Consider the following 19,715-nt stretch of genomic DNA (forward strand, 5'->3'; position numbering starts at 1 on the left):
TACAAGGGTATCATTTATATAACAGTAAAAAAACATGAAGGATAACCTAGTATGTTTTAAAATCATGGTCCGGAGATCAAACCGAACCCCTTTTTCGTAAGTTTACATTTTTCCGGATCTGAATATGGTGTAGAGCATAAGTAAGAACATCAGGGTTGCAACGACAAATCCAATCTCGATAACCGGTATCTTCCATAGGATCAAGGTTTCCCCGCCTATTGCAGAGCCGATAATGAGACCGACCATGATTATGCTGAATGCTAGCAGGATAATACTGAAAGACAGCCGGTTCGAGATTTGATCAAGCTTATGTAAAAAAACTTGGAGTTCGGGAATGTTGATATCGAGCCGCAATTTCCCTTTTTTAATGATACCTGTCACTTCCCTGATATCCTTGGGCAATTCGGCAATGGCTTCAGCAGACTCGATGAATTGATTCCAGGCGTTCTTCGCAATGTTTTTGGGATTGTAGCGTTCCTTAAAAAGCCTTTCCCCAAAAGGTTCAGCTGCCTTCATAATGCTGAAATTCGGATCTAATCCTTCGACAATTGCCTCCATGGTAAGCAAAGCCTTGCCGAGCATCGTGAATTCGGGAGGGATTTGGACTTGATGCCGATTGGCAACCGTGAACAGGTCATTGACAGCTCCGCCTAAGCTGATTTGGCTCAATGGGATATCATAATATTTATTTCGCAGTTCATCGATATCCCCTCTTAATGGGGCCATGTCGATTTCATCCGTCAGGAGGCCCATCTCTGAAAGCGTCTTGATCAATCCATTGGTGCTGCCGCGTTTCAGATTAATGACAAGCGAGGCGAACTGAAACTTCGTTTCTTCCTCCAACCGTCCCACCATTCCGAAATCCATGAGTGCGACGACATTCCCTGGTAAAATGATGATATTGCCAGGGTGGGGATCGCCGTGGTAAAAGCCATCGATCAATATTTGCTGAAGCATGGAATTCGCTAATCTTTCCGCAATTTGCCGGCGATCATAACCTTCTTCATCAAGCTGTTTAAAATGATTGATCTTAATTCCTTGTATGAAATCCATCGTCAGGACCCTTTTTGTGGAAAACTCCCAATGAATCCTTGGTACCTTAAACCCTTGATCATCGATGAATTGCTTGGCTATTCTTTCTCCGTTTCGGCCCTCGGAGTTATAATCGAGTTCTGCACGGAGTGATTTAGCGAATTCATCAATCATTTTTCTGATTTGGTAGCGTCTTGCCCAAGATATGCGTGCTTCCATTAGTCTTGCCAAATCATCGAGAATTTCCAAATCCGTTTCCACAGTCGGCAGGATATCGGGCCGCTGCACTTTGATTGCTACGACTTCCTGTGATGGAAGCCGTGCCGTGTGGACCTGCCCAATCGAAGCGGTTGCCAGTGGGGTTTCATGAAATTCAAGAAAAAGGTTTTCCAAAGAATCACCCAATTCGGCTTCGACAATTTTGCGAACCCTCTCAAATGGAAAGGGGGTGACCTGGTCCTGTAGCTTTTCAAGTTCGCGGACGATTTCGTCAGGAACGAAATCACGCCTCGTACTTGCAATCTGACCAAGTTTAATGAATGTAGGTCCCAAGTTTTGTAATATCGTATGCAGCCGCTCTCCGATTGAGCGGAGGTTCAGGTTTTCATCGGGTTGGAGTTTCGATGCAGCTTTGCTCTCGGATAATCCCAGACGATAGATGAAGTAACCAAAACCATTTTTCAAGAAGGCATTAATGATTTCTTGGTAACGATGTGCGTGTTTCAGTCGCTTGCGAAACATTCAAGTACCTCCTGATCAGGATTGTATGTTTTGGTTCTGTTTTTCCAAAATCACGATACGGCGCTCCAATTCCTGAACTTCTTCTTTAGTTGCCAAGTTTAGGCCATTGAGCGCTTGGGTGACTTTAGCCTTGACGGAATCATCCAGCTGCTTTTGGGCATGTTCCCCTTTTTCGACCCATTGCTTAATAAGAACCTTGGAATCTTCTTTTGAGATATCGCCTTTTTTCACAAGAGAGTCCACTGCTTTTTCAATTTGCTCTTTTGTAGCAGCGGCAGCACCTAATCCTAAAGAAAACACATTTTTTAATAAGTCCATTTTTACATTCCTCCAATATAAATTTTCACACTGTAAGAAAGATAATGGCGAATGCCTTTCACCGTGATTCATTCTTGTTGTTACTATCTATCATACATCACTTTAGGGCCGCTACAAAAATATAAGGGTTCTGCAGATTTTTGATGATAAGGAAAAGGATTAGTTGATCAATCGTGGAAATGTTTGAAGTGAAGCGAATTGGATATTATGATAGGGACAAATCTGTGAAAGAGGGGATGGAATAATGGGATTCACAAATAAAACGGTGATTGTAACAGGCGCTTCGAATGGTATAGGTAAAGGCGTGGCCAAGGGATATGCAGAAAGCGGCGCTTCAGTCGTTCTCGCAGATTTGGACGAGCGGGAAGGTGTTCTGTATGTGGAAGAGCTTAAAAGTAACGGTCATGAAGCAATGTTCGTTAAAACGGATGTACGAAAGGAAGCTGACATCCAACATTTGATGGATGTAACTTTAAAAACATATAAATCCATTGATATATTAATCAATAATGCAGGAAAGGCATTATTCAAATCGCTTTATGATCTGACGATTGAGGAATGGGACGATATGATGAATACGAATTTGCGCAGTGTTTTCCTTTGTTCCCGGGCAGCCGCGGAATCGATGCGGAAAAATGAAAAGGGAGGTGCAATCATCAATATAGCATCAACCAGAGCGATAATGTCTGAGCCGGATTCGGAGTCCTATGCAGCGACAAAAGGAGGGATCAAAGCACTGACACATGCACTTGCCGCTTCTTTAGGCAAAGAGAAAATTACGGTCAATTCGATTTCTCCGGGCTGGATTGAAACGGGAGATTATGACTCTCTGAGGGATAAAGATCATCAGCAGCATTTTTCCAATCGGGTTGGCAAACCGGAAGACATTGCAAGGGCCTGTCTTTATTTGACGGCAACGGAAAATGATTTCGTTACGGGTGCGAATCTTATCGTCGATGGAGGCATGACAAGAAAAATGATGTACGAGGAGTAACTCATTTTTTCCGATAGAGATATTGCAGTTCAGTTCCGAGCTCACGGTTGAGCAGCTGTTCCATTTCTTCAAGCTCTTTTATGCCGATAGGGGCATCGGCAGCTGTCCAGTGAACGGTATAAACAAAATAGTAATCTCTTATTTTTCGGAAAATAACAGGCGAATTTGGGAATTGATCAAAAATTGCCCTGATATTATAGCGTCTCATGTAGGACCACTTAACAAGCTGCATGTAGCTACCCATCCTTTTCAAAAGTGATCAATGACTGCCAGGATGGCAGCCATTGGTCGGTTCTTATTTATCGTTGAATAAATTGAATAAGCCTCTAGCTACGCTGCCTTCTTCGGATGATCCTCCATTTTGCGGCGCTGCAGCAAATACACGGCTGGCAAGCCGGCTGAATGGCAATGATTGCACCCACACGGTTCCGGGCCCTTTTAATGTTGCAAAGAATAAACCTTCGCCTCCGAATAAAGCGGTTTTCACGCCTTTTACAGTTTCAATATTATAATCTACCCCGCTAGTCATTGCCACTAAACATCCTGTATCGACGCGTAAAATCTCTCCTGCTGCCAATTCCTTTTTATGGATCGTACCGCCGGCATGAACGAAGGTCATTCCATCTCCTTCAAGTTTTTGCATGATGAAGCCTTCACCGCCAAAGAAGCCTGCCCCTATTTTTTTCTGAAACTCAATTCCGACCGAAACGCCTTTTGCTGCCGCCAGGAAAGCGTCTTTTTGACATATGATTTTCCCGCCGAGCTCGCTTAAATCCATCGGGATGATTTTACCTGGATAAGGCGAGGCGAATGAAACGTGTTTTTTATCTCGTCCTTCATTCGTAAAAGCCGTCATGAAAAGACTCTCACCAGTAAGGAGCCGTTTCCCGGCACCGAATAGCTTACCCATCATTCCGCTGTCACCATTCGAAGACCCATCGCCAAAGATGGTTTCCATCTTAATTCGATCTTCCATCATCATTAAACTTCCAGCTTCGGCAATCACCGTTTCCTGAGGGTCCAATTCCACTTCAACAAACTGCATGTCATCTCCATATATTTTAAAATCTATTTCATGGTTATTCATTTTCCATTCCTCCTATCCGCCTTATTTTCATTGTAAAAGATAAACTCTTAACCTGCCAATATTTTTCAGTTTTTCGCCGTGATTTATATATTTTTTGTTTTCAAGGGTATATCTAGTAAAATGAAGAAAGAAAAAACAGCATGACACTTAAGCTGAAATGAAACGTAATCTTAAGTGTAGGGGGAGACAACCATGGAGACTTACATATTATCATTGGACCAGGGAACGACAAGTTCGCGGGCCATTTTATTTAATAAAAGCGGGGAAGTCTTGCATATTGCGCAAAAGGAATTCACCCAATATTTCCCCAATCCTGGCTGGGTGGAGCATAACGCCAATGAAATTTGGGGTTCCATCCTATCGGTAATCGCTTCCTGTCTATCGGAAATGAATGTAAAACCGGAACAGATCGCTGGAATTGGCATAACGAATCAACGGGAGACGACCGTGGTATGGGATAAGGAAACAGGTCAGCCTATCCATCATGCCATCGTCTGGCAATCCCGGCAGACAAGCGAAATTTGCACTCATTTGAAGGATGAGGGTCTCGATGACTTATTTTTGCAGAAAACCGGTTTGTTGATTGATGCTTATTTTTCCGGTACAAAGGTGAAATGGATTCTCGACCATGTAGATGGGGCACGGGAAAAGGCTGAAAACGGAGACTTATTGTTTGGTACGATCGATACGTGGCTGATATGGAAACTTTCGGGTGGTAAAGCACATGTAACCGATTATTCGAATGCTTCAAGGACGCTGATGTATAACATTCATGACCTGAAGTGGGACGAAGAGCTGCTGGAAATCTTGCAAGTGCCGCAATCGATGCTCCCGGATGTTCGCTCTTCATCAGAGATATACGGGAAAACAGCGCCACACCATTTCTTTGGACACGAAATCCCGATTGCCGGAGCAGCTGGAGATCAACAGGCAGCTTTGTTCGGCCAAGAATGCTTTGAAAAAGGAATGGCCAAGAATACGTATGGCACCGGATGCTTTATGCTGATGAATACAGGAGAAAAGGCAGTGAAATCAGAGCATGGCCTGTTGACCACGATTGCATGGGGGCTGAATGGAAAAGTCGAATATGCCTTGGAAGGCAGTATTTTTGTCGCAGGTTCGGCCATACAATGGTTAAGGGATGGGCTGAAACTCTTGCATGATCCGAAAGACAGTGAAAAGTATGCTTTGCGGGTCACTTCAGCCGATGGAGTCTATGTAGTCCCCGCATTTGTTGGATTAGGCACCCCTTATTGGGATAGTGATGTCAGGGGAGCTGTATTCGGACTGACAAGGGGGACATCGAAGGAGCATTTCGTCCGGGCAACATTGGAAGCGTTGGCTTACCAGACAAAAGATGTCCTTAGCGCCATGGAAGTCGATTCAGGGATTAACCTAAAGTCATTGAGGGTCGATGGCGGGGTCGTCAAAAACAACTTCTTGATGGAATTTCAAAGCGGTCTCCTGAATGTCCCCGTCGAAAGACCGGTTATTAGTGAAACGACAGCGTTAGGTGCAGCGTATTTGGCTGGACTCGCTGTCGGGTATTGGGAAAGCCAGGAAGAGATTTCAAAGCTATGGGCAGTCGATAAGAAATTCGAACCCAGGATGGAAGAACAGGAACGAAAGGAATTATATACTGGCTGGAAAAAGGCAGTTCAGGCGGCAACGGTTTTTAAATAGAGTAAGTAAGGGTATTATTAATAGAGTAGAGAGATGAATACAGAACGTCCAAACATAAAAAAGGGGTGGTAATATGTTAGTTAAGGATTTCATGATAAGAGAAGTCTATGTAGCCCGTCCAAATTTTACATTAAAGGAAATTCTGCGAATCTTAATCGAAAATAAAGTGGGCGGGGTACCGGTCGTGGATGAACATGATAAACTATTGGGAATGGTTACGGACGGGGATATCCTTCGTTATTTGACACCTGCAGAAGAAGCCATCATGGGGTATTTCACATACATTACGGTTCTTCCCGGTGAAGAATTGGATGAAAAGGTTACATCCAAAATGAATGATAAAGTCTCACAAATCATTAAAAATAAAAGGATAACAAAGCTTTCCCCCGAAGATCCGTTAGATGAATTGATAAAGGTCCTTTCCAAGCATCATTTCAAGAAAATCCCCGTCGTGGACAAAAATGATAAAGTCGTCGGCATCATCAGCAGGGGAGATGCACTTAGGGCTCTATATAAGGAATTCGTTCAAAAGCTGGAATAAATGAAGCATCAAAAAAAGGCCTGCTCGTAATCGAGCAGGCCTTTTTTGTAATTATCATTGAGTGCTTTCTACTGCCTTATCTGCATCAGATTCACCTTTTGCTCTTTTTTCCTTCAATTTAAAGTAGGCGTCCATTACGTCCCGCCCGATCCGTTTGTTAATATCATCAGAGGGCTTGCCTTGATACACCCATGGCACGACGACAGAGAATGCCACTTCCGGATTATTGTGAGGTGCATATCCTACAAGTGTCAGATTGATAGTCGGGACTGGCGCGCTATATTGATTCCTCCGCGGTCCGTCGTAAAAGGCCTCGGCAGTACCCGTTTTTGCTGCCGCACGGTAGGACTTCCCGCCGAAATATTTATAGGCCGTCCCGCCTGGCTCCTGGGCAACCTGCCTGAATCCTTCCTGGACACGCTGTATCCAAACGTCTTTCCCATTTAAGTCATTTAACACTTTGGGGCTCATTGTTTTAAAAACGCTCCCCAATTCATTGTGTTCATTGGAAGGATTCCTTATTTCCCTGACCATACGGGGCTCCAGCCTTTTTCCGCCATTTGCAATCGTCGATACGTACTGTGCCAATTGCATAGGAGTATATGTATCATACTGTCCAATCGATAAATCCAGCAGCAATCCGTCTGTTGACATATCGACTCCTTTAAATCCGACTGATTCATTTGGCAGGTCGATGCCTGTACGGACACCCAATCCGAATTGGGCATAATGATTCCGCATGATGGCATAAGCTTCCCTGTTGATTCCTAACGGTCGATGTGGTATATAATGCCCGCCCGCTATTTTGATCGCCGTCATGAACATATAGACATTCGACGATTTCTTTAACGCGGAGACATCTGTTACATAACCCAAATCACTATAAGATCCTTTCTTAGCCCCTGCTAAAAGGAGTTTTCTGTCAAAAAAAGCTGACCCTGGTGCGATGGCTCCTGTCTGAAAGCCCGTGTAGACAGTGGCCCCTTTAACAGATGACCCCATCGTATAGGATGTCGTAATGTTACCAAGGGCGAAATCGTTCATTTCGGTCAAGCCGGTTTTACTGTTGCGGCCGTATTGTCTACCGGCCATGGTTAGCACCTCGCCTGTGTTCGGATCCATCAAAACGACGAAGGCACGATCCAATAAGTAGGTATTTCCTTTAGCCTTAGTTCTCCGCAATTCGTTCTCGATGATAGCTTCTACCTTTTGCTGCAGCTCCATATCAATTGTCAGGACCAAGTCTTTTCCGCTTTGCCCTTCAGTGAGGGTATTCGTTTTGATGACTTCCCCTTTGCTCAGCACATTTTCAACCCGCGTCTTTTGACCGCGCAGGACATCTTCATATTGTTTTTCGATATAACTTTTTCCGACCCGGTCATTCCTGGTATAGTCGCGTGCCAGATAATAGTCAATATTTTCACTGGGAATGCCTTCTTCGGAAGAAGAGACCTTGCCAAGAACCGAGCGGAGGGTCTCATCATACTTATAGGTCCTTTCCCAATCCGTCGTTACGTCCACGCCTGGCATTTCATCCAAATGTTCACTGACCCTGGCGAATTCCTTAGTGGTGACATCTTTATTCTTCACGATCGACGGTGCGAGGGCATAGCCACTATTGAATTCCCGGAAGATGGCGATCACTTCCAATTCATCCTTGGAAAATTCCTGGACATTCTCATCGGTCACCCGTTCCATTTGAAGTTTGTATAAATCTTTTTGCTCCAGTTTCTTTTCGATTACTTTCTTCTTCTCGGCCTTGGTGATCAAGGCATCGGCTTCTTTCGGATGTTTTAAAATCCAAAAATCCTTTTTATCCGGCAGGGTCACCTTTTTGGTATCTTTTTCTATCAAGGTAGCAAGGACCTCTGCCGTCTTCACCATATCGGCCGTTTTCGTATTCGGGTATTTCGTATAAGTGATGGCATTACGTGGCTCATTATCAACGACCGGATTCAAGTTGCGGTCATACATCTTGCCACGGGGAACGGGGGTATTGGCCACATCGTTTTCCGTTCGGTCCACTTCTCGAAGGTAATCATCCCCATACACGATTTGGACGATGCCAAGCCGGATGATTAGGCTTGAAAACAAAATGAATATTAAAAAGAACATAAAGTTCAGTCGGAAAGGAATTGGGGTTTTTTTCTTTTTTTCTTTGGCCATCAGTAACATTCCTTTCTAGTAAAAGTAAAAAATAAGAAAATTCCTATCTCCAATGATATATAAAATTAACTTATTTTTCTATGCTTTATCCGTAAATTTATCTATATTTCCAAAAGAATGTTTTGAAGTTATATAATTCCTAGTAATCTTATAATTGGGAAAATTGATATAAAGGCCGATGAGTCCGAAGGGAGTTTAATAGATAAAGAGAGGGCGAAACGGCACAGCGACAATCATGGGGGGGGGGGGGAGAGATGTATATATGAGTCGCTTCTGTGAAAAAGGGGAGCTCACAAAGTAAATGAATGAACAATTAATGACTTTAACCTTTGGAATCATTCACAATGACTTTAGTACCATGATTTTTTATTTTAAGCATTAATTTGCTTCATACTTCTTAACGGGAGTTTGAGTCGAGACGCTGATAACCTCTTTGAAATATCCGCAAAGCTCAAGCCATTTTTCAGGGTATATATAGATGAAGCGTTCGATCGTTTCTAGAGAGTGAAGCACTAGGCAATCGATTTGACTCGTTTTTTTATCTTGTAAATTGAGTAGAAGCTCATGCGGGATGGTGTAATAAGGATGGATTTGATACGGATTCAGTATGACCGGGGAAATATTCTTCCATTCTATATACTTGTCCGTCATAATCTTTTGGATTGCAAAGCTTTCATTCGTATGTAAATCCCCGATTTTGTAATGTGGATTCAATAGTACAATGCCTCTCATTTGATTCACCCATTCTTTTTGCTAACCATTCTTGCCAAATGGGGGATGGGATATTCAAAGCAAGAGGCTTGATGCTAGAAAATGGATTTCATTCCGTTAAGGGTTTTCAGCTGCTTGACATTTTCGAGTACCTCGTTGGTCAGGTCCGTCTTTTTATTGATCGGTGTGCTTCGTAAATCTTCTATGAAGCTTTCATTAGTGAACCAATCAAAGGAATGGGGAGGAAAGAAAAGTTGATCTTCCCATGCATCATGCAGAGTGGGGGAGTAGACTTTATCATCTTTTGACGTGGATCCATCAGAGGTATATATGCTTCCCCAGTAATCCTCTCTGGAACCAGTGTGGGGAATCTCTTTTGTAAATTGGCCAACACCGCGAAAAACCACCGGATGCTGAAAAAGAAGCCCATATAATAATTTCCCCGTTTCAATACGCTGTTTCGGGTCGGCAAAGCGTTCGACGGTAAGGCCTGTCAAGTTATGAAGTCCTTTTTGCTTGTTTGCATAAGGAAAGATCACTTTCATGAAGCCTAAGTACTCCTGAAGCTGAAAATCAAGCCTGCGGAGGATTTCACCATGACGGGTGCGCTTTAAGATCCTTTCCTGAAGCATTCTTTGTTCATTTATGATAAGGGCCGTTGTCAAAAGGGGTGAATGGGGATCTTCGATGAAAGATTCCCAAATCGGGGCCATGAATCTTGAAATGCGGAATACTGGTAAATACTTTCTTAGCGGAAGTTCTTTTTGTTTAGCATTTTCATATAAAAGAAGCTGGGGGAAGGCATCTGCAAATATGGCTGAATTGGCGCGCTCAAGGAACAGGAAAAATTTCTGCCGTTCGGCTCTGTCAAGGAGATGGGTCATGGTCGAACTTTTCAAGTCAGTCATATGGTATCCCCCATTCCTCGAAACCATATGTGCTAAAAAGGCCCAATGGACCTCTGGATTACGATTGTAAAAGGCAAGATATGCTTGTGTTCTTGTGATATTGTTCCGGTTCAAGGCAGCCGTCTCAGTTCGAATGCTTTTTATAAGGGCAGTTTCCTCAGGAAAAAATGCTTTTGACTCATCAAAAGGCTGAAAGAGCTCTTTTTGTAAACGGGATTTTAGCGTGTCATATCTTTCAGCATCGATGATGGGTTTTGTTTTGACAGGGTGTTTGCCCATCAGCTTCTGCAAATATTGGGAAAGCATACAATCACCACGAATGTTTTTCGATCATTATATGCAGAGCCGTCAAGAAAGGGGCGTTGCATTTGCAACGCCCCCGGATTTCTTTGTCATCAGTTATTTTTCTTCTTCTTTTCCAGGTACAATAAAATATAATAAACTATCCAGAAAAGAAACACAGGAATGAAGGATAATATTCTATATTTTACCGGTACGGCAAATAAGATGAAAATGGATGAAAATAAAAAGGGAACCGCCAGGAGTATATATTTTCTCCATTGCATATGCTGAACCTCCTTAGGTTACGTCATTCTTATAAGAATAAAGGATTATCCAGCAATAATCTAGAAAAGTCGCAATTGACAAAGATAGGCACACGTAGTAATCTTTAAACATAAGTTAAAAATTACCATTAAATAATAGAAAAGGAGGCGAACGTCATGACTAAATCAGTTAAGCACAGTGATGTCACAACCGAATATCATACGTCCGCCTGCCCTGAAACCTTGTCGTTCTAGACAAAGGATTCGACGTGTTCATTGATCATTTTAAAGCGCAGGTTGTGGAATTTTCGCGCGCGGCCTGCGCTTTTATATGTGTTATTACGCATCTAGAAAAGCTTCCGCTAATTGGCGGGGGCTTTTTGGTATTTGGGGTACAGGTGCATTAGCATCCTTTCCATATAAAAGATAGGAGGAATTTTAAATGAGACGAAAGACATTGGAAATCTTATTGCAACCCGGAGATCCAGAAAGCGGTTAGCGAGTGAAAGGTTTGAACAAAAGGGAGGGAAATTCATGTTTGCGATTTTTAAAAAGCTGTCCTGGTTCTTTAAAGAACAGTGGCGGCGTTATACCTTGGCGATTTTATTTCTGTGTCTGGTGAATATCCTGGAGGTTATCCCGCCAAAACTCGTCGGGAATGCCATCGATGATATGAACAATGGCAGCATGACACAGGAAGGGGTCATGAAATATGTTATTTATTTGCTCATGGTACTGAGCGGCAGTTACCTATTTGGTTACTTATGGAGTTATCTGTTATTCGGCGGCGGTAACCTGGTCGAACGAAAGCTAAGGTCCGGATTTATGGGCCATTTGCTGAAAATGACGCCGACGTTTTATGAAAAAAACCGTACAGGGGATTTAATGGCAAGGGCAACCAATGATTTAAAGGCAATATCCCTCACTGCTGGTTTTGGGATATTGACGCTTGTTGACTCGGTGCTGTTCACCATTACGGTTGTGGTCATGATGGGAGCCACGATCAGCTGGCAGTTAACGATTGCGGCGGTGCTGCCGCTGCCGATCATGGCAGTGATGATGCAAATTTACGTGAAGAAAATTTACAAACGTTTTACGGATGCACAAGCAGCCTTTGGTACTTTAAATGACAAGGTCCTGGAATCCATTTCAGGTGTCCGTGTTATCCGGGCCTATGTCCAGGAACGGGAAGATGAAAAGCGATTTGATGAAATGACAGAGGATGTATATCGCAAAAATCTAGCCGTGGCAAGAATCGACGCCCTCTTTGATCCGACAATCAGCATTATCATCGGCATCAGTTATTTAATCGGGTTGGGCTACGGGGCTTATCTTGTGTTTCAACAGGCCATAACGCTTGGCGGACTTGTTTCGTTCAATGTGTACCTAGGCATGTTAATTTGGCCGATGATAGCGGTGGGTGAACTGATCAATGTCATGCAAAGGGGAAATGCTTCGCTAGATCGTGTTCAGGATACCCTTTCATATGAAGCGGATGTGAAAAATTCATTCGGTCTGAAGAGTATTCAAAAACCGGGAAATATCCAATTCAATTCAGTTTATTTTACATACCCTTCCTCAACGGTTGTGAATCTATCCAATATTTCCGTTCAGCTTGAGCGCGGTCAAACATTGGGGATAGTGGGGAAAACGGGAAGTGGAAAAACGACATTCGTGAAGCAATTGCTGCGGGAATATCCTTTAGGAACAGGTGAAATCGCTTTTGCAGGCATGCCGCTGGAGCAACTGAATCTTGAAGATATTCGTAAATGGATCGGCTACGTTCCACAGGACCATTTTTTATTCTCGAAATCTGTTAGGGAAAATATCTTATTCGGTAAAATGGATGCAACGGAAGAGGAACTGGCTGAAGCTATCCGGCTTGCGGATTTTGAGAAGGACTTAATGATGCTGCCCAACCGTCTTGAGACACTCGTCGGTGAGAAGGGTGTCGCTCTATCTGGAGGGCAAAAGCAGAGGATCTCGATTGCCAGGGCACTGGTCAAAAATCCAGAAATCCTTATATTGGATGATTCCTTATCCGCTGTGGATGCAAAAACAGAAACGACAATCATCGAAAATATCCAAAATGAACGTGCAGGGAAAACGACAATCATCACAACCCATCGCTTATCAGCCGTTCAGCACGCGGACAGAATTATCGTGTTGGACAGCGGAGAGATCATCGAAGAGGGGACTCATGCGGATTTACTGCAGAAGGATGGCTGGTATAGAGCGCAATATGAACGACAGCAGGTTGACGAAGGGACGGAGGTGAAGGCATGAGGGTCGTAAAGAGACTTTTTAATTATGCTGCCTTTTATAAAAAATTGATCATTGGCGCCCTGATCATGCTGGCACTTTCGGTAGCGGCCGATTTAACAGGTCCTTTCGTTGCCAAGAAAATCATCGATTCACATATACTTGGCATTGAATCTACCTGGTATGAAGCGGGTAAAGGAAAAGATGCTGTTAAGTATGATGGAAATTGGTATAAACGGGCTGATTACTTTGCAAAAGGTGAGAAGAAAGGCAGGGAAGTCCATGTTCTGCAGGTTGGCAATCAATTTGTCTTCGTAAATGAAGCTGTCCCTATCGAGGGGCGCAGAACCTTGGAGAACCAATCGTTGATCATCAAGAAAGACGGGAAAGAGCAGCGTGCGCAAGCAGTGAAATTGTCGAGTCAGGAAGTGATGCGGTTTTACCAACCGGAAATCCCGCGGATCATTAAGCTAGTGGCTTTTTATTTTAGTCTTGTCATCCTTTCCTCCCTTTTTCAATATGGGCAGAGTTTTTATTTACAGAAAGCGGCGAACCGAATCATACAGAAGATGCGAAATGATATTTTTACGCATATTTCCCGTCTGCCGATACGTTATTTCGATAATATGCCAGCGGGTAAAGTTGTAGCCAGGGTCACTAATGATACGGAAGCGATCCGGGAATTATATGTAACCGTGCTCGCCAACTTCTTCTCGAGTACGATTAATATCTTCGGGGTTCTGATTGCTTTGTATATTCTGGATCCACGAGTCGGTACCATTGGTCTTTTACTTATTCCAATCATCGTTATCTGGACGATGGTATACCGTAAATTCGCCTCGAAATATAATCACATCATTCGGGAACGGGTCAGCGATATTAATGGGATGATCAATGAATCCATTTCTGGAATGAGCATCATCCAGGCATTTGGGCGTGAAAAGGAGACGAAACAATCTTTTGAAAATCTGAACCGGGAGCATTATTCCTATCAAAATAAAATGCTCCATTTGAATTCGTTGACGGGCGGAAACTTGATCGGTGTCATTAAGGTTTTGGCACTAATGGCATTCGTCTGGTATTTCGGCGGGATTTCCCTTACAGCGAGTTCAGCCATTTCTTTAGGGATGATGTATGCAATTGTTGATTTGATCAGCCGCCTGCTTCATCCGCTTCACGGAATCGTCAATCAGTTCGCTAACCTTGAACAGGCACTTGTTGCAGGGGAGCGGGCATTCAGTTTATTGGATGAGCAGGGAGTGGCAGTCAGTGATGAAAACATGTCCAGATACAAAGGAAATGTGCAATTCGAAAATGTTTCTTTTGGTTATAAAGATAATGAATATGTGTTAAGGGACATTTCCTTCTCAGCTAAACAAGGGGAAACGGTCGCTTTAGTTGGCCATACTGGGTCAGGAAAAAGTTCCATAATGAATTTATTGTTCCGTTTTTATGACAGTAGTGAAGGTCAAATCAAAATCGATGGCACGAATATATTGGATATCCCCCATCAGACGCTTAGGGAGCATATGGGAATCGTCCTTCAGGATCCCTATTTATTTACTGGCACCATCGCTTCCAATATCAGTCTGAATCATAAAGGCATCACAAGGGAAATGGTTGAAAAATCTTTAAGAGATGTAGGGGGGGACAAAGTGCTGAAGCATCTTCCTTTAGGGTTGGATGAACCCGTGATTGAAAAAGGAGGAACGTTGTCTTCCGGACAGCGGCAGCTAATCTCTTTTGCACGTGCTCTTGCATTCAATCCGGCGATATTGATTCTGGATGAAGCGACAGCAAGCATCGACACTGAAACCGAGGCAATTATCCAGGAGGGAATGGAAGTGCTGAAAAAAGGGAGAACGACCTTCATCATTGCCCATAGACTATCCACGATAAAAAATGCCGACCAAATTCTTGTACTGGATAAAGGGCGGATTGCTGAGCAAGGTACACATGAAGAATTAATGGAATTAAAAGGGAAGTATTATCAAATGTATGAACTGCAGGCTGGTCCACATAAAGGCGTGGCTGGCTGAACACCCGAATAAGGATGGATAATCAAGACCAAACTATAATGAGGGTGCCGTAATCGGCACCTTCAAGCAAAATTATTGATAATAGTAATCATTACGTTTAAGATATACCTATACAGACGATGAGGTGATTATAGTGAAACAAGAAATTCATCCAGATTATCGACAAGTGGTATTCATGGATACCAACAGTGGGTATAAATTTTTGACAGGCTCCACGAAAGCGTCAAATGAAACGATCGAGTGGGAAGATGGCCAAACGTATCCATTATTAAAAGTGGAAATCAGTTCAGATACGCACCCCTTTTATACTGGAAAGCAGAAGTTTGCTGAAAAAGGCGGACGGGTGGATCGCTTCCTGGATAAATATAATATGAAGAAATGAGAGTCAGGCCATCGGGAGATCGATGGTCTTTTTTTATGACTAAGGTGAAAAAGAGTTAATAATGATGCTAAGAAAAAGGGTGCCCATAATATATGAGGCACCCATCCTGAAATCATTTTGCAGAAATTGCTTCCCCTTTGGCAATATTAACGAGGGCTGCATCGAAGTCCTTTATTAAATCGTCCGGATTTTCAAGTCCGACAGAGAGGCGGAGCAAGCTGTTCGTGATGCCTCGCTTTTCCCTTTCATCATCAGGCATGGCAGCATGGGACATTTTGGCCGGGTAAGATAATATAGATTCGACCGCTCCAAGGCTTACGGCAAAAACAGGGAGCTCGACAGTGTTCACGAAAGAACGGAAGACTTCCTCACTGTCCAATTCAAATGATAGGACCGCCCCCGCTCCAAGTGACTGGCCTTTCTGGATGGCGTGCTGTGGATGATCGGAAAGGCCGGGATAATACACTTTTTTCACCAAGGGCTGCTCCTTTAAGTAGGCTGCAATCTTTTCCGCCCCTTTTTGGGAGTGCTCCATTCTAACTGACAAGGTTTTCAGACCTCTCATTACAAGCCAGGCGTCCTGGACACCAAGAACCGCCCCAAAGGAGTTTTGGAGGGAACCGAGTCTTGCTGCCAATTCCGGATCTTTCACTACTGCAAGCCCAGCTACCACATCACTATGTCCGGATAAAAACTTCGTCGCGCTATGAAGGACAACATCAGCACCCAGATTCAGTGGTTTTTGCAATGCTGGAGTCAGGAATGTGTTATCAACAAAACTTAAGGCACCGGCTTTTTTTGCGATATCACATACGGCTTGAATATCGGTCACTTTAAGTAACGGATTTGAAGGCGTCTCGATGTATATGGCCCTGGTATTTGGCTGAACGGCCGCTTTGACGCTTTCAAGGTCCGTCATGTCAACGAATGTATGCTCAATATTGAAACGCGTCAATACACTAGTGACCATCCTGAACGTTCCGCCATACACATCTTCGGAAATGACGATATGGTCTCCGGCAGACAACAGCAGGAAAGCTGTTGAAATGGCAGCCATACCTGATGAAAAGGCAAATCCGTGTGTGCCTTCCTCAAGTTCGGCAATGATATCTTCCAGCGCCTCACGAGTGGGGTTCCCGCTTCTACTGTAATCATATTTGCCGAATTGATCGATATCGGATTGATGGAAAGTCGATGCGTGCTGAATGGGAACGCTCACACCGCCCGTTGCAGGATCGAATTTATGTTGATTATGAAGTAATTTGGTCTCAAAGCTAAAATCATGATCTGTCATCGTAGTGCCTCCCTTTTTACATGTGCGAATGCTTGCTGTAAGTCCTGGATCAAATCATCGCTGTCCTCGATGCCAACGGAGAAGCGGAGCAGGCGATTACAAACTCCATTTGCCGTTCTGACTTCAAGCGGTATATCGGCATGCGTTTGTGTAGCGGGATACGTGATGAAGCTTTCAACCCCTCCAAGGCTTTCTGCAAACGAAATTAAAGAGAGCGATTGTAAAAATGGGTTGACTGCCGATTCATCAATGATACGGAATGAAATCATGCCGCCTCTGCCGGGATACAATACGTCCGTGACACAATCATGTTCCGACAAGTAATCTACAAGTATCTTGGCATTCTTTTCATGACGCTCCATCCGCAATGCCAAGGTTTTCATTCCACGCATCAACAGCCAAGAATCAAAGGGGCTCAAGACAGCTCCGGTTCCATTGTGATGGAAGGCAAGTGCATCACATAATTCAGCGCCGCTAGCAACGATCAGTCCTGCGAGCACATCATTATGACCACCGAGATACTTGGTTGCACTGTGAATCACGATATCCGCTCCAAGCAGGATGGGTTGTTGAATAAGAGGCGTGTAAAAAGTGTTATCAACGATTAACAATAAATTATTTTGTTTGGCCAATGCGGCAACAGCGCTAATGTCCGTTTGCTGCATAAGGGGGTTAGTGGGAGTTTCGATGAAGATGGCTTTCGTGTGAGGAGTGATGGCTTTTTCGATATCCTCCAAACAACAAGTGTTTACATAGTCACACTGCAACCCCCATTTTTTAAAACCTTGTTCTAACAGACGATATGTACCGCCATAAAGATCTTCGCTGACAATCCATGCATCACCTGATTTAAAAAGGGCAAGGATAGTGGAAATGGCGGCCATTCCTGAACTGCAGGCATAACCTTGGTCGCCTTTTTCGAGATCGGCGATGGAACGCTCCAATAATTGGCGTGTAGGATTACCTGTCCTTGTGTAGTCGTATCCCGTTGATTGGCCAATTCCTTCATGGCGAAAAGCTGTTGAAAAGTATACCGGCGGATTGACTGTTCCTGTCGCCGTTTCGCTGCGATTTCCTAATTGAGCAAGATATGTTTCAGTTTTGTACATGGTTTTCACTGCTCCTTTGAGTTATATAAAATAAAAAAAAGTCTTCTTTAAGAAGAAGACTTTGATTAAGTAAGGACGAGTCATTCTTCTTATCTTCCAAGTTCACAAACTTGTGGAATTAGCACCTTTTCATTGGTTTGAAACAAATGAAGGTTGCTGAGGTGTCATCGGGCCATTCCCTCTACCTCTCTCGATAAGAGTTTAGATTATTCAATTTCTTTTGAATTTACTATATATACAAAATACTGTCAAGAACATTTTGTGATGGATAATGCTTGGATGTTCATGACCAGGTCAATTGGAGCTTAGTGCCTCTACACTTTATGTGTCTAAAAAAAAGAATATCCGAATTTTCATATAAACATGAAGGGTCCAGAAAAAGTGAAAGGGTCAGCGGATATTTTTGCTTTAAAATAATAAAGTTTGTACAATGTATGGAGAGAAAGAATAATACGACATTATTCATTTCATATGCAAATGGTCTTCAATGAATAGTGCAAACATAGGAGGAGAACACATGGAATACAGAATCGAACGAGATACGATGGGTGAAGTGAAAGTTCCTGCTGATAAATATTGGGGAGCACAAACTGAGAGAAGCCGTAACAATTTCAAAATTGGTAACGAAAAAATGCCGATTGAATTAGTTCGTGCATTTGCATACGTTAAACAAGCTGCGGCAAAAGTGAACTATGATCTTGGTGATCTTTCGGAAGTTAAAAAGAATGCCATTGTCAAGATTTGCGGCGAAATCCTTGAAGGTACGCTAGATGAACATTTCCCGCTTGTAGTTTGGCAAACGGGAAGCGGCACGCAAAGTAATATGAACGTGAATGAAGTGGTCGCTAACAAAGGAAATGAATGGTTAAAAGAAAATGGTGATTCTGAAATCCTTCATCCGAATGATGATGTTAACAAGGCACAGAGCTCCAATGATACTTTCCCGACAGCCATGCATATTGCTGCCTTTATGGAAGTCGCTGAAAAATTGGTTCCTGCCATTAAAGCTCTTCGTGATACATTCGATTCAAAAGAAAAAGAGTTTTGGGATGTCGTGAAAATTGGCCGGACACATCTTCAAGATGCTACACCATTAACATTGGGACAAGAAATTTCCGGTTGGAAAGCGATGCTCGACAAAGATCTAGCGATGATTGAGGAAAGCAGCCAAAAATTATTGAACCTTGCACTAGGCGGAACGGCTGTAGGAACCGGAATCAATACAAAAAAAGAATTCCCGGGACTTTCCGCCAAACAAATTGCTGCTGATACAGGATATCCTTTTGTCACATCTGATAATAAGTTCCATGCATTGACAAGCCATAATGAAATCGTCTACGCACACGGTGCTTTAAAAGCATTGGCAGCGGATTTAATGAAAATTGCAAACGATGTCAGATGGCTGGCAAGTGGTCCAAGAAGCGGAATCGGCGAAATAGCCATTCCAGAAAACGAGCCAGGCAGCTCCATCATGCCAGGTAAAGTCAATCCAACACAAAGTGAAGCGCTTACCATGATTGCAACACAAATCGTGGGTAACGATGCTACAATTGGCTTTGCAGCAAGCCAAGGTAATTTTGAATTGAATGTATTCAAGCCAGTAATCATCTATAACTTCCTGCAAACGGTAAAATTATTGACGGAAGGCATTCATTCATTCAACAATAATTGTGCGGTTGGCATTACTGCAAATGAAGATAAAATCAAAGAAAATGTAGAACGTTCCCTTATGTTGGTAACAGCATTGAACCCGCATATCGGTTATGAAAAAGCAGCCAAAATCGCCAAAACTGCATTCAAGGACAACTCAACATTGAAAGAAGCTGCGTTGAAATTGGAGTTCCTGACGGAAGATGAATTCAAAGCATGGGTCGATCCTGCTAACATGGTTAATAAATAATTG

General features: G+C 43.2%; 17 protein-coding genes and 1 riboswitch. Of the genes, 7 read left to right on the forward strand and 10 right to left on the reverse strand.

Features of this window, described 5'->3' with window-relative positions:
- Nucleotides 1-102: 102 nt before the first annotated feature.
- Both MKY17_RS05785 and MKY17_RS05790 read right to left on the reverse strand, forming a co-directional pair.
- Nucleotides 103-1,773 carry an AarF/ABC1/UbiB kinase family protein gene (locus MKY17_RS05785; RefSeq protein WP_098372540.1) on the reverse strand — a complete coding sequence of 557 codons (1,671 nt, stop codon included), beginning with the start codon at nt 1,771-1,773 and terminating at the stop codon, nt 103-105.
- Nucleotides 1,774-1,788: 15 nt separating this feature from the next.
- Nucleotides 1,789-2,091 (reverse strand): hypothetical protein, encoded by a 303-nt coding sequence (locus tag MKY17_RS05790; RefSeq protein ID WP_098372539.1) that lies wholly within the window; start codon nt 2,089-2,091, stop codon nt 1,789-1,791.
- 244 nt (nt 2,092-2,335) lie between these two features.
- On the opposite strand from MKY17_RS05790, the gene MKY17_RS05795 reads away from it, so the two are divergent.
- The gene (locus MKY17_RS05795) at nt 2,336-3,085 is read left to right on the forward strand and encodes a glucose 1-dehydrogenase (RefSeq protein WP_098372538.1); all 750 of its coding nucleotides are present in this window, start codon (nt 2,336-2,338) and stop codon (nt 3,083-3,085) included.
- Nucleotide 3,086: 1 nt separating this feature from the next.
- On the opposite strand, the gene MKY17_RS05800 is transcribed toward MKY17_RS05795, so the two are convergent.
- On the reverse strand, nt 3,087-3,317 hold the full coding sequence (locus MKY17_RS05800; protein WP_054397303.1) for a hypothetical protein: 231 nt from the start codon (nt 3,315-3,317) through the stop codon (nt 3,087-3,089).
- 63 nt (nt 3,318-3,380) lie between these two features.
- Nucleotides 3,381-4,172 carry a TIGR00266 family protein gene (locus MKY17_RS05805; protein ID WP_098372537.1) on the reverse strand — a complete coding sequence of 264 codons (792 nt, stop codon included), beginning with the start codon at nt 4,170-4,172 and terminating at the stop codon, nt 3,381-3,383.
- 192 nt (nt 4,173-4,364) lie between these two features.
- Between MKY17_RS05805 and glpK the strand changes: the two genes are divergently transcribed.
- Both glpK and MKY17_RS05815 read left to right on the forward strand, forming a co-directional pair.
- Nucleotides 4,365-5,855 carry a glycerol kinase GlpK gene (gene glpK / locus MKY17_RS05810; protein WP_098372536.1) on the forward strand — a complete coding sequence of 497 codons (1,491 nt, stop codon included), beginning with the start codon at nt 4,365-4,367 and terminating at the stop codon, nt 5,853-5,855.
- A gap of 73 nt (nt 5,856-5,928) precedes the next feature.
- Complete coding sequence (locus tag MKY17_RS05815) at nt 5,929-6,396, forward strand: CBS domain-containing protein (RefSeq protein WP_098372535.1); 468 nt, start codon at nt 5,929-5,931, stop codon at nt 6,394-6,396.
- A 54-nt stretch (nt 6,397-6,450) separates the two neighbouring features.
- Here MKY17_RS05815 and MKY17_RS05820 read toward each other — a convergent pair whose 3' ends face one another.
- The 4 genes from MKY17_RS05820 to MKY17_RS05835 form a co-directional block, all read right to left on the reverse strand.
- A complete protein-coding gene (locus MKY17_RS05820) occupies nt 6,451-8,562 on the reverse strand; it encodes a penicillin-binding protein 2 (protein WP_098372534.1) in 2,112 nt (703 codons plus the stop codon).
- Between the two features lie 378 nt (nt 8,563-8,940).
- On the reverse strand, nt 8,941-9,294 hold the full coding sequence (locus tag MKY17_RS05825; RefSeq protein WP_098372533.1) for a hypothetical protein: 354 nt from the start codon (nt 9,292-9,294) through the stop codon (nt 8,941-8,943).
- A gap of 74 nt (nt 9,295-9,368) precedes the next feature.
- Nucleotides 9,369-10,487, reverse strand: coding sequence for a DUF2515 family protein (locus MKY17_RS05830; RefSeq protein WP_098372532.1), 1,119 nt, complete (start codon nt 10,485-10,487; stop codon nt 9,369-9,371).
- Nucleotides 10,488-10,576: 89 nt separating this feature from the next.
- Nucleotides 10,577-10,747: a hypothetical protein gene (locus tag MKY17_RS05835; RefSeq protein WP_339201481.1), complete on the reverse strand. Its 171-nt coding sequence runs from the start codon at nt 10,745-10,747 to the stop codon at nt 10,577-10,579.
- A gap of 513 nt (nt 10,748-11,260) precedes the next feature.
- Here MKY17_RS05835 and MKY17_RS05840 point away from each other — a divergent pair.
- The 3 genes from MKY17_RS05840 (at nt 11,261) to MKY17_RS05850 (ending at nt 15,409) form a co-directional block, all read left to right on the forward strand.
- Complete coding sequence (locus tag MKY17_RS05840; protein ID WP_098372531.1) at nt 11,261-13,012, forward strand: ABC transporter transmembrane domain-containing protein; 1,752 nt, start codon at nt 11,261-11,263, stop codon at nt 13,010-13,012.
- Nucleotides 13,009-15,027: an ABC transporter ATP-binding protein gene (locus MKY17_RS05845; RefSeq protein ID WP_098372530.1), complete on the forward strand. Its 2,019-nt coding sequence runs from the start codon at nt 13,009-13,011 to the stop codon at nt 15,025-15,027. The genes MKY17_RS05840 and MKY17_RS05845 overlap by 4 nt, the downstream gene beginning before the upstream one ends.
- Nucleotides 15,028-15,160: 133 nt before the next feature.
- The gene (locus MKY17_RS05850; RefSeq protein WP_098372529.1) at nt 15,161-15,409 is read left to right on the forward strand and encodes a type B 50S ribosomal protein L31; all 249 of its coding nucleotides are present in this window, start codon (nt 15,161-15,163) and stop codon (nt 15,407-15,409) included.
- Nucleotides 15,410-15,521: 112 nt separating this feature from the next.
- Here MKY17_RS05850 and metC read toward each other — a convergent pair whose 3' ends face one another.
- Together metC and MKY17_RS05860 are read right to left on the reverse strand one after the other, a co-directional pair.
- Nucleotides 15,522-16,703 (reverse strand): cystathionine beta-lyase, encoded by a 1,182-nt coding sequence (metC, locus tag MKY17_RS05855; RefSeq protein ID WP_098372528.1) that lies wholly within the window; start codon nt 16,701-16,703, stop codon nt 15,522-15,524.
- On the reverse strand, nt 16,700-17,812 hold the full coding sequence (locus MKY17_RS05860; RefSeq protein WP_098372527.1) for a methionine biosynthesis PLP-dependent protein: 1,113 nt from the start codon (nt 17,810-17,812) through the stop codon (nt 16,700-16,702). The genes metC and MKY17_RS05860 overlap by 4 nt, the downstream gene beginning before the upstream one ends.
- Nucleotides 17,813-17,898: 86 nt before the next feature.
- A riboswitch (SAM riboswitch) is annotated at nt 17,899-18,012 on the reverse strand.
- Nucleotides 18,013-18,329: 317 nt separating this feature from the next.
- On the opposite strand from MKY17_RS05860, the gene fumC reads away from it, so the two are divergent.
- Nucleotides 18,330-19,712 carry a class II fumarate hydratase gene (gene fumC, locus MKY17_RS05865; RefSeq protein ID WP_098372526.1) on the forward strand — a complete coding sequence of 461 codons (1,383 nt, stop codon included), beginning with the start codon at nt 18,330-18,332 and terminating at the stop codon, nt 19,710-19,712.
- Nucleotides 19,713-19,715 lie beyond the last annotated feature (3 nt).

Source organism: Peribacillus sp. FSL P2-0133 (assembly GCF_037975445.1).
In the GTDB taxonomy this organism is placed as follows: domain Bacteria; phylum Bacillota; class Bacilli; order Bacillales; family DSM-1321; genus Peribacillus; species Peribacillus simplex_E.

Bases quoted from the DNA above. Each gene is read 5' to 3' on its own strand.
- MKY17_RS05845 (WP_098372530.1), top strand. From the start codon at position 13,009: ATGAGGGTCGTAAAGAGACTTTTTAATTATGCTGCCTTTTATAAAAAA.
- MKY17_RS05825 (WP_098372533.1), bottom strand. From the start codon at position 9,294: ATGAGAGGCATTGTACTATTGAATCCACATTACAAAATCGGGGATTTA.
- MKY17_RS05815 (WP_098372535.1), top strand. From the start codon at position 5,929: ATGTTAGTTAAGGATTTCATGATAAGAGAAGTCTATGTAGCCCGTCCA.
- glpK (WP_098372536.1), top strand. From the start codon at position 4,365: ATGGAGACTTACATATTATCATTGGACCAGGGAACGACAAGTTCGCGG.
- MKY17_RS05840 (WP_098372531.1), top strand. From the start codon at position 11,261: ATGTTTGCGATTTTTAAAAAGCTGTCCTGGTTCTTTAAAGAACAGTGG.
- MKY17_RS05830 (WP_098372532.1), bottom strand. From the start codon at position 10,487: ATGCTTTCCCAATATTTGCAGAAGCTGATGGGCAAACACCCTGTCAAA.
- fumC (WP_098372526.1), top strand. From the start codon at position 18,330: ATGGAATACAGAATCGAACGAGATACGATGGGTGAAGTGAAAGTTCCT.
- MKY17_RS05860 (WP_098372527.1), bottom strand. From the start codon at position 17,812: ATGTACAAAACTGAAACATATCTTGCTCAATTAGGAAATCGCAGCGAA.
- MKY17_RS05785 (WP_098372540.1), bottom strand. From the start codon at position 1,773: ATGTTTCGCAAGCGACTGAAACACGCACATCGTTACCAAGAAATCATT.
- MKY17_RS05835 (WP_339201481.1), bottom strand. From the start codon at position 10,747: ATGCAATGGAGAAAATATATACTCCTGGCGGTTCCCTTTTTATTTTCA.
- MKY17_RS05800 (WP_054397303.1), bottom strand. From the start codon at position 3,317: ATGCAGCTTGTTAAGTGGTCCTACATGAGACGCTATAATATCAGGGCA.
- MKY17_RS05790 (WP_098372539.1), bottom strand. From the start codon at position 2,091: ATGGACTTATTAAAAAATGTGTTTTCTTTAGGATTAGGTGCTGCCGCT.
- MKY17_RS05795 (WP_098372538.1), top strand. From the start codon at position 2,336: ATGGGATTCACAAATAAAACGGTGATTGTAACAGGCGCTTCGAATGGT.
- MKY17_RS05805 (WP_098372537.1), bottom strand. From the start codon at position 4,172: ATGAATAACCATGAAATAGATTTTAAAATATATGGAGATGACATGCAG.
- MKY17_RS05820 (WP_098372534.1), bottom strand. From the start codon at position 8,562: ATGGCCAAAGAAAAAAAGAAAAAAACCCCAATTCCTTTCCGACTGAAC.
- metC (WP_098372528.1), bottom strand. From the start codon at position 16,703: ATGACAGATCATGATTTTAGCTTTGAGACCAAATTACTTCATAATCAA.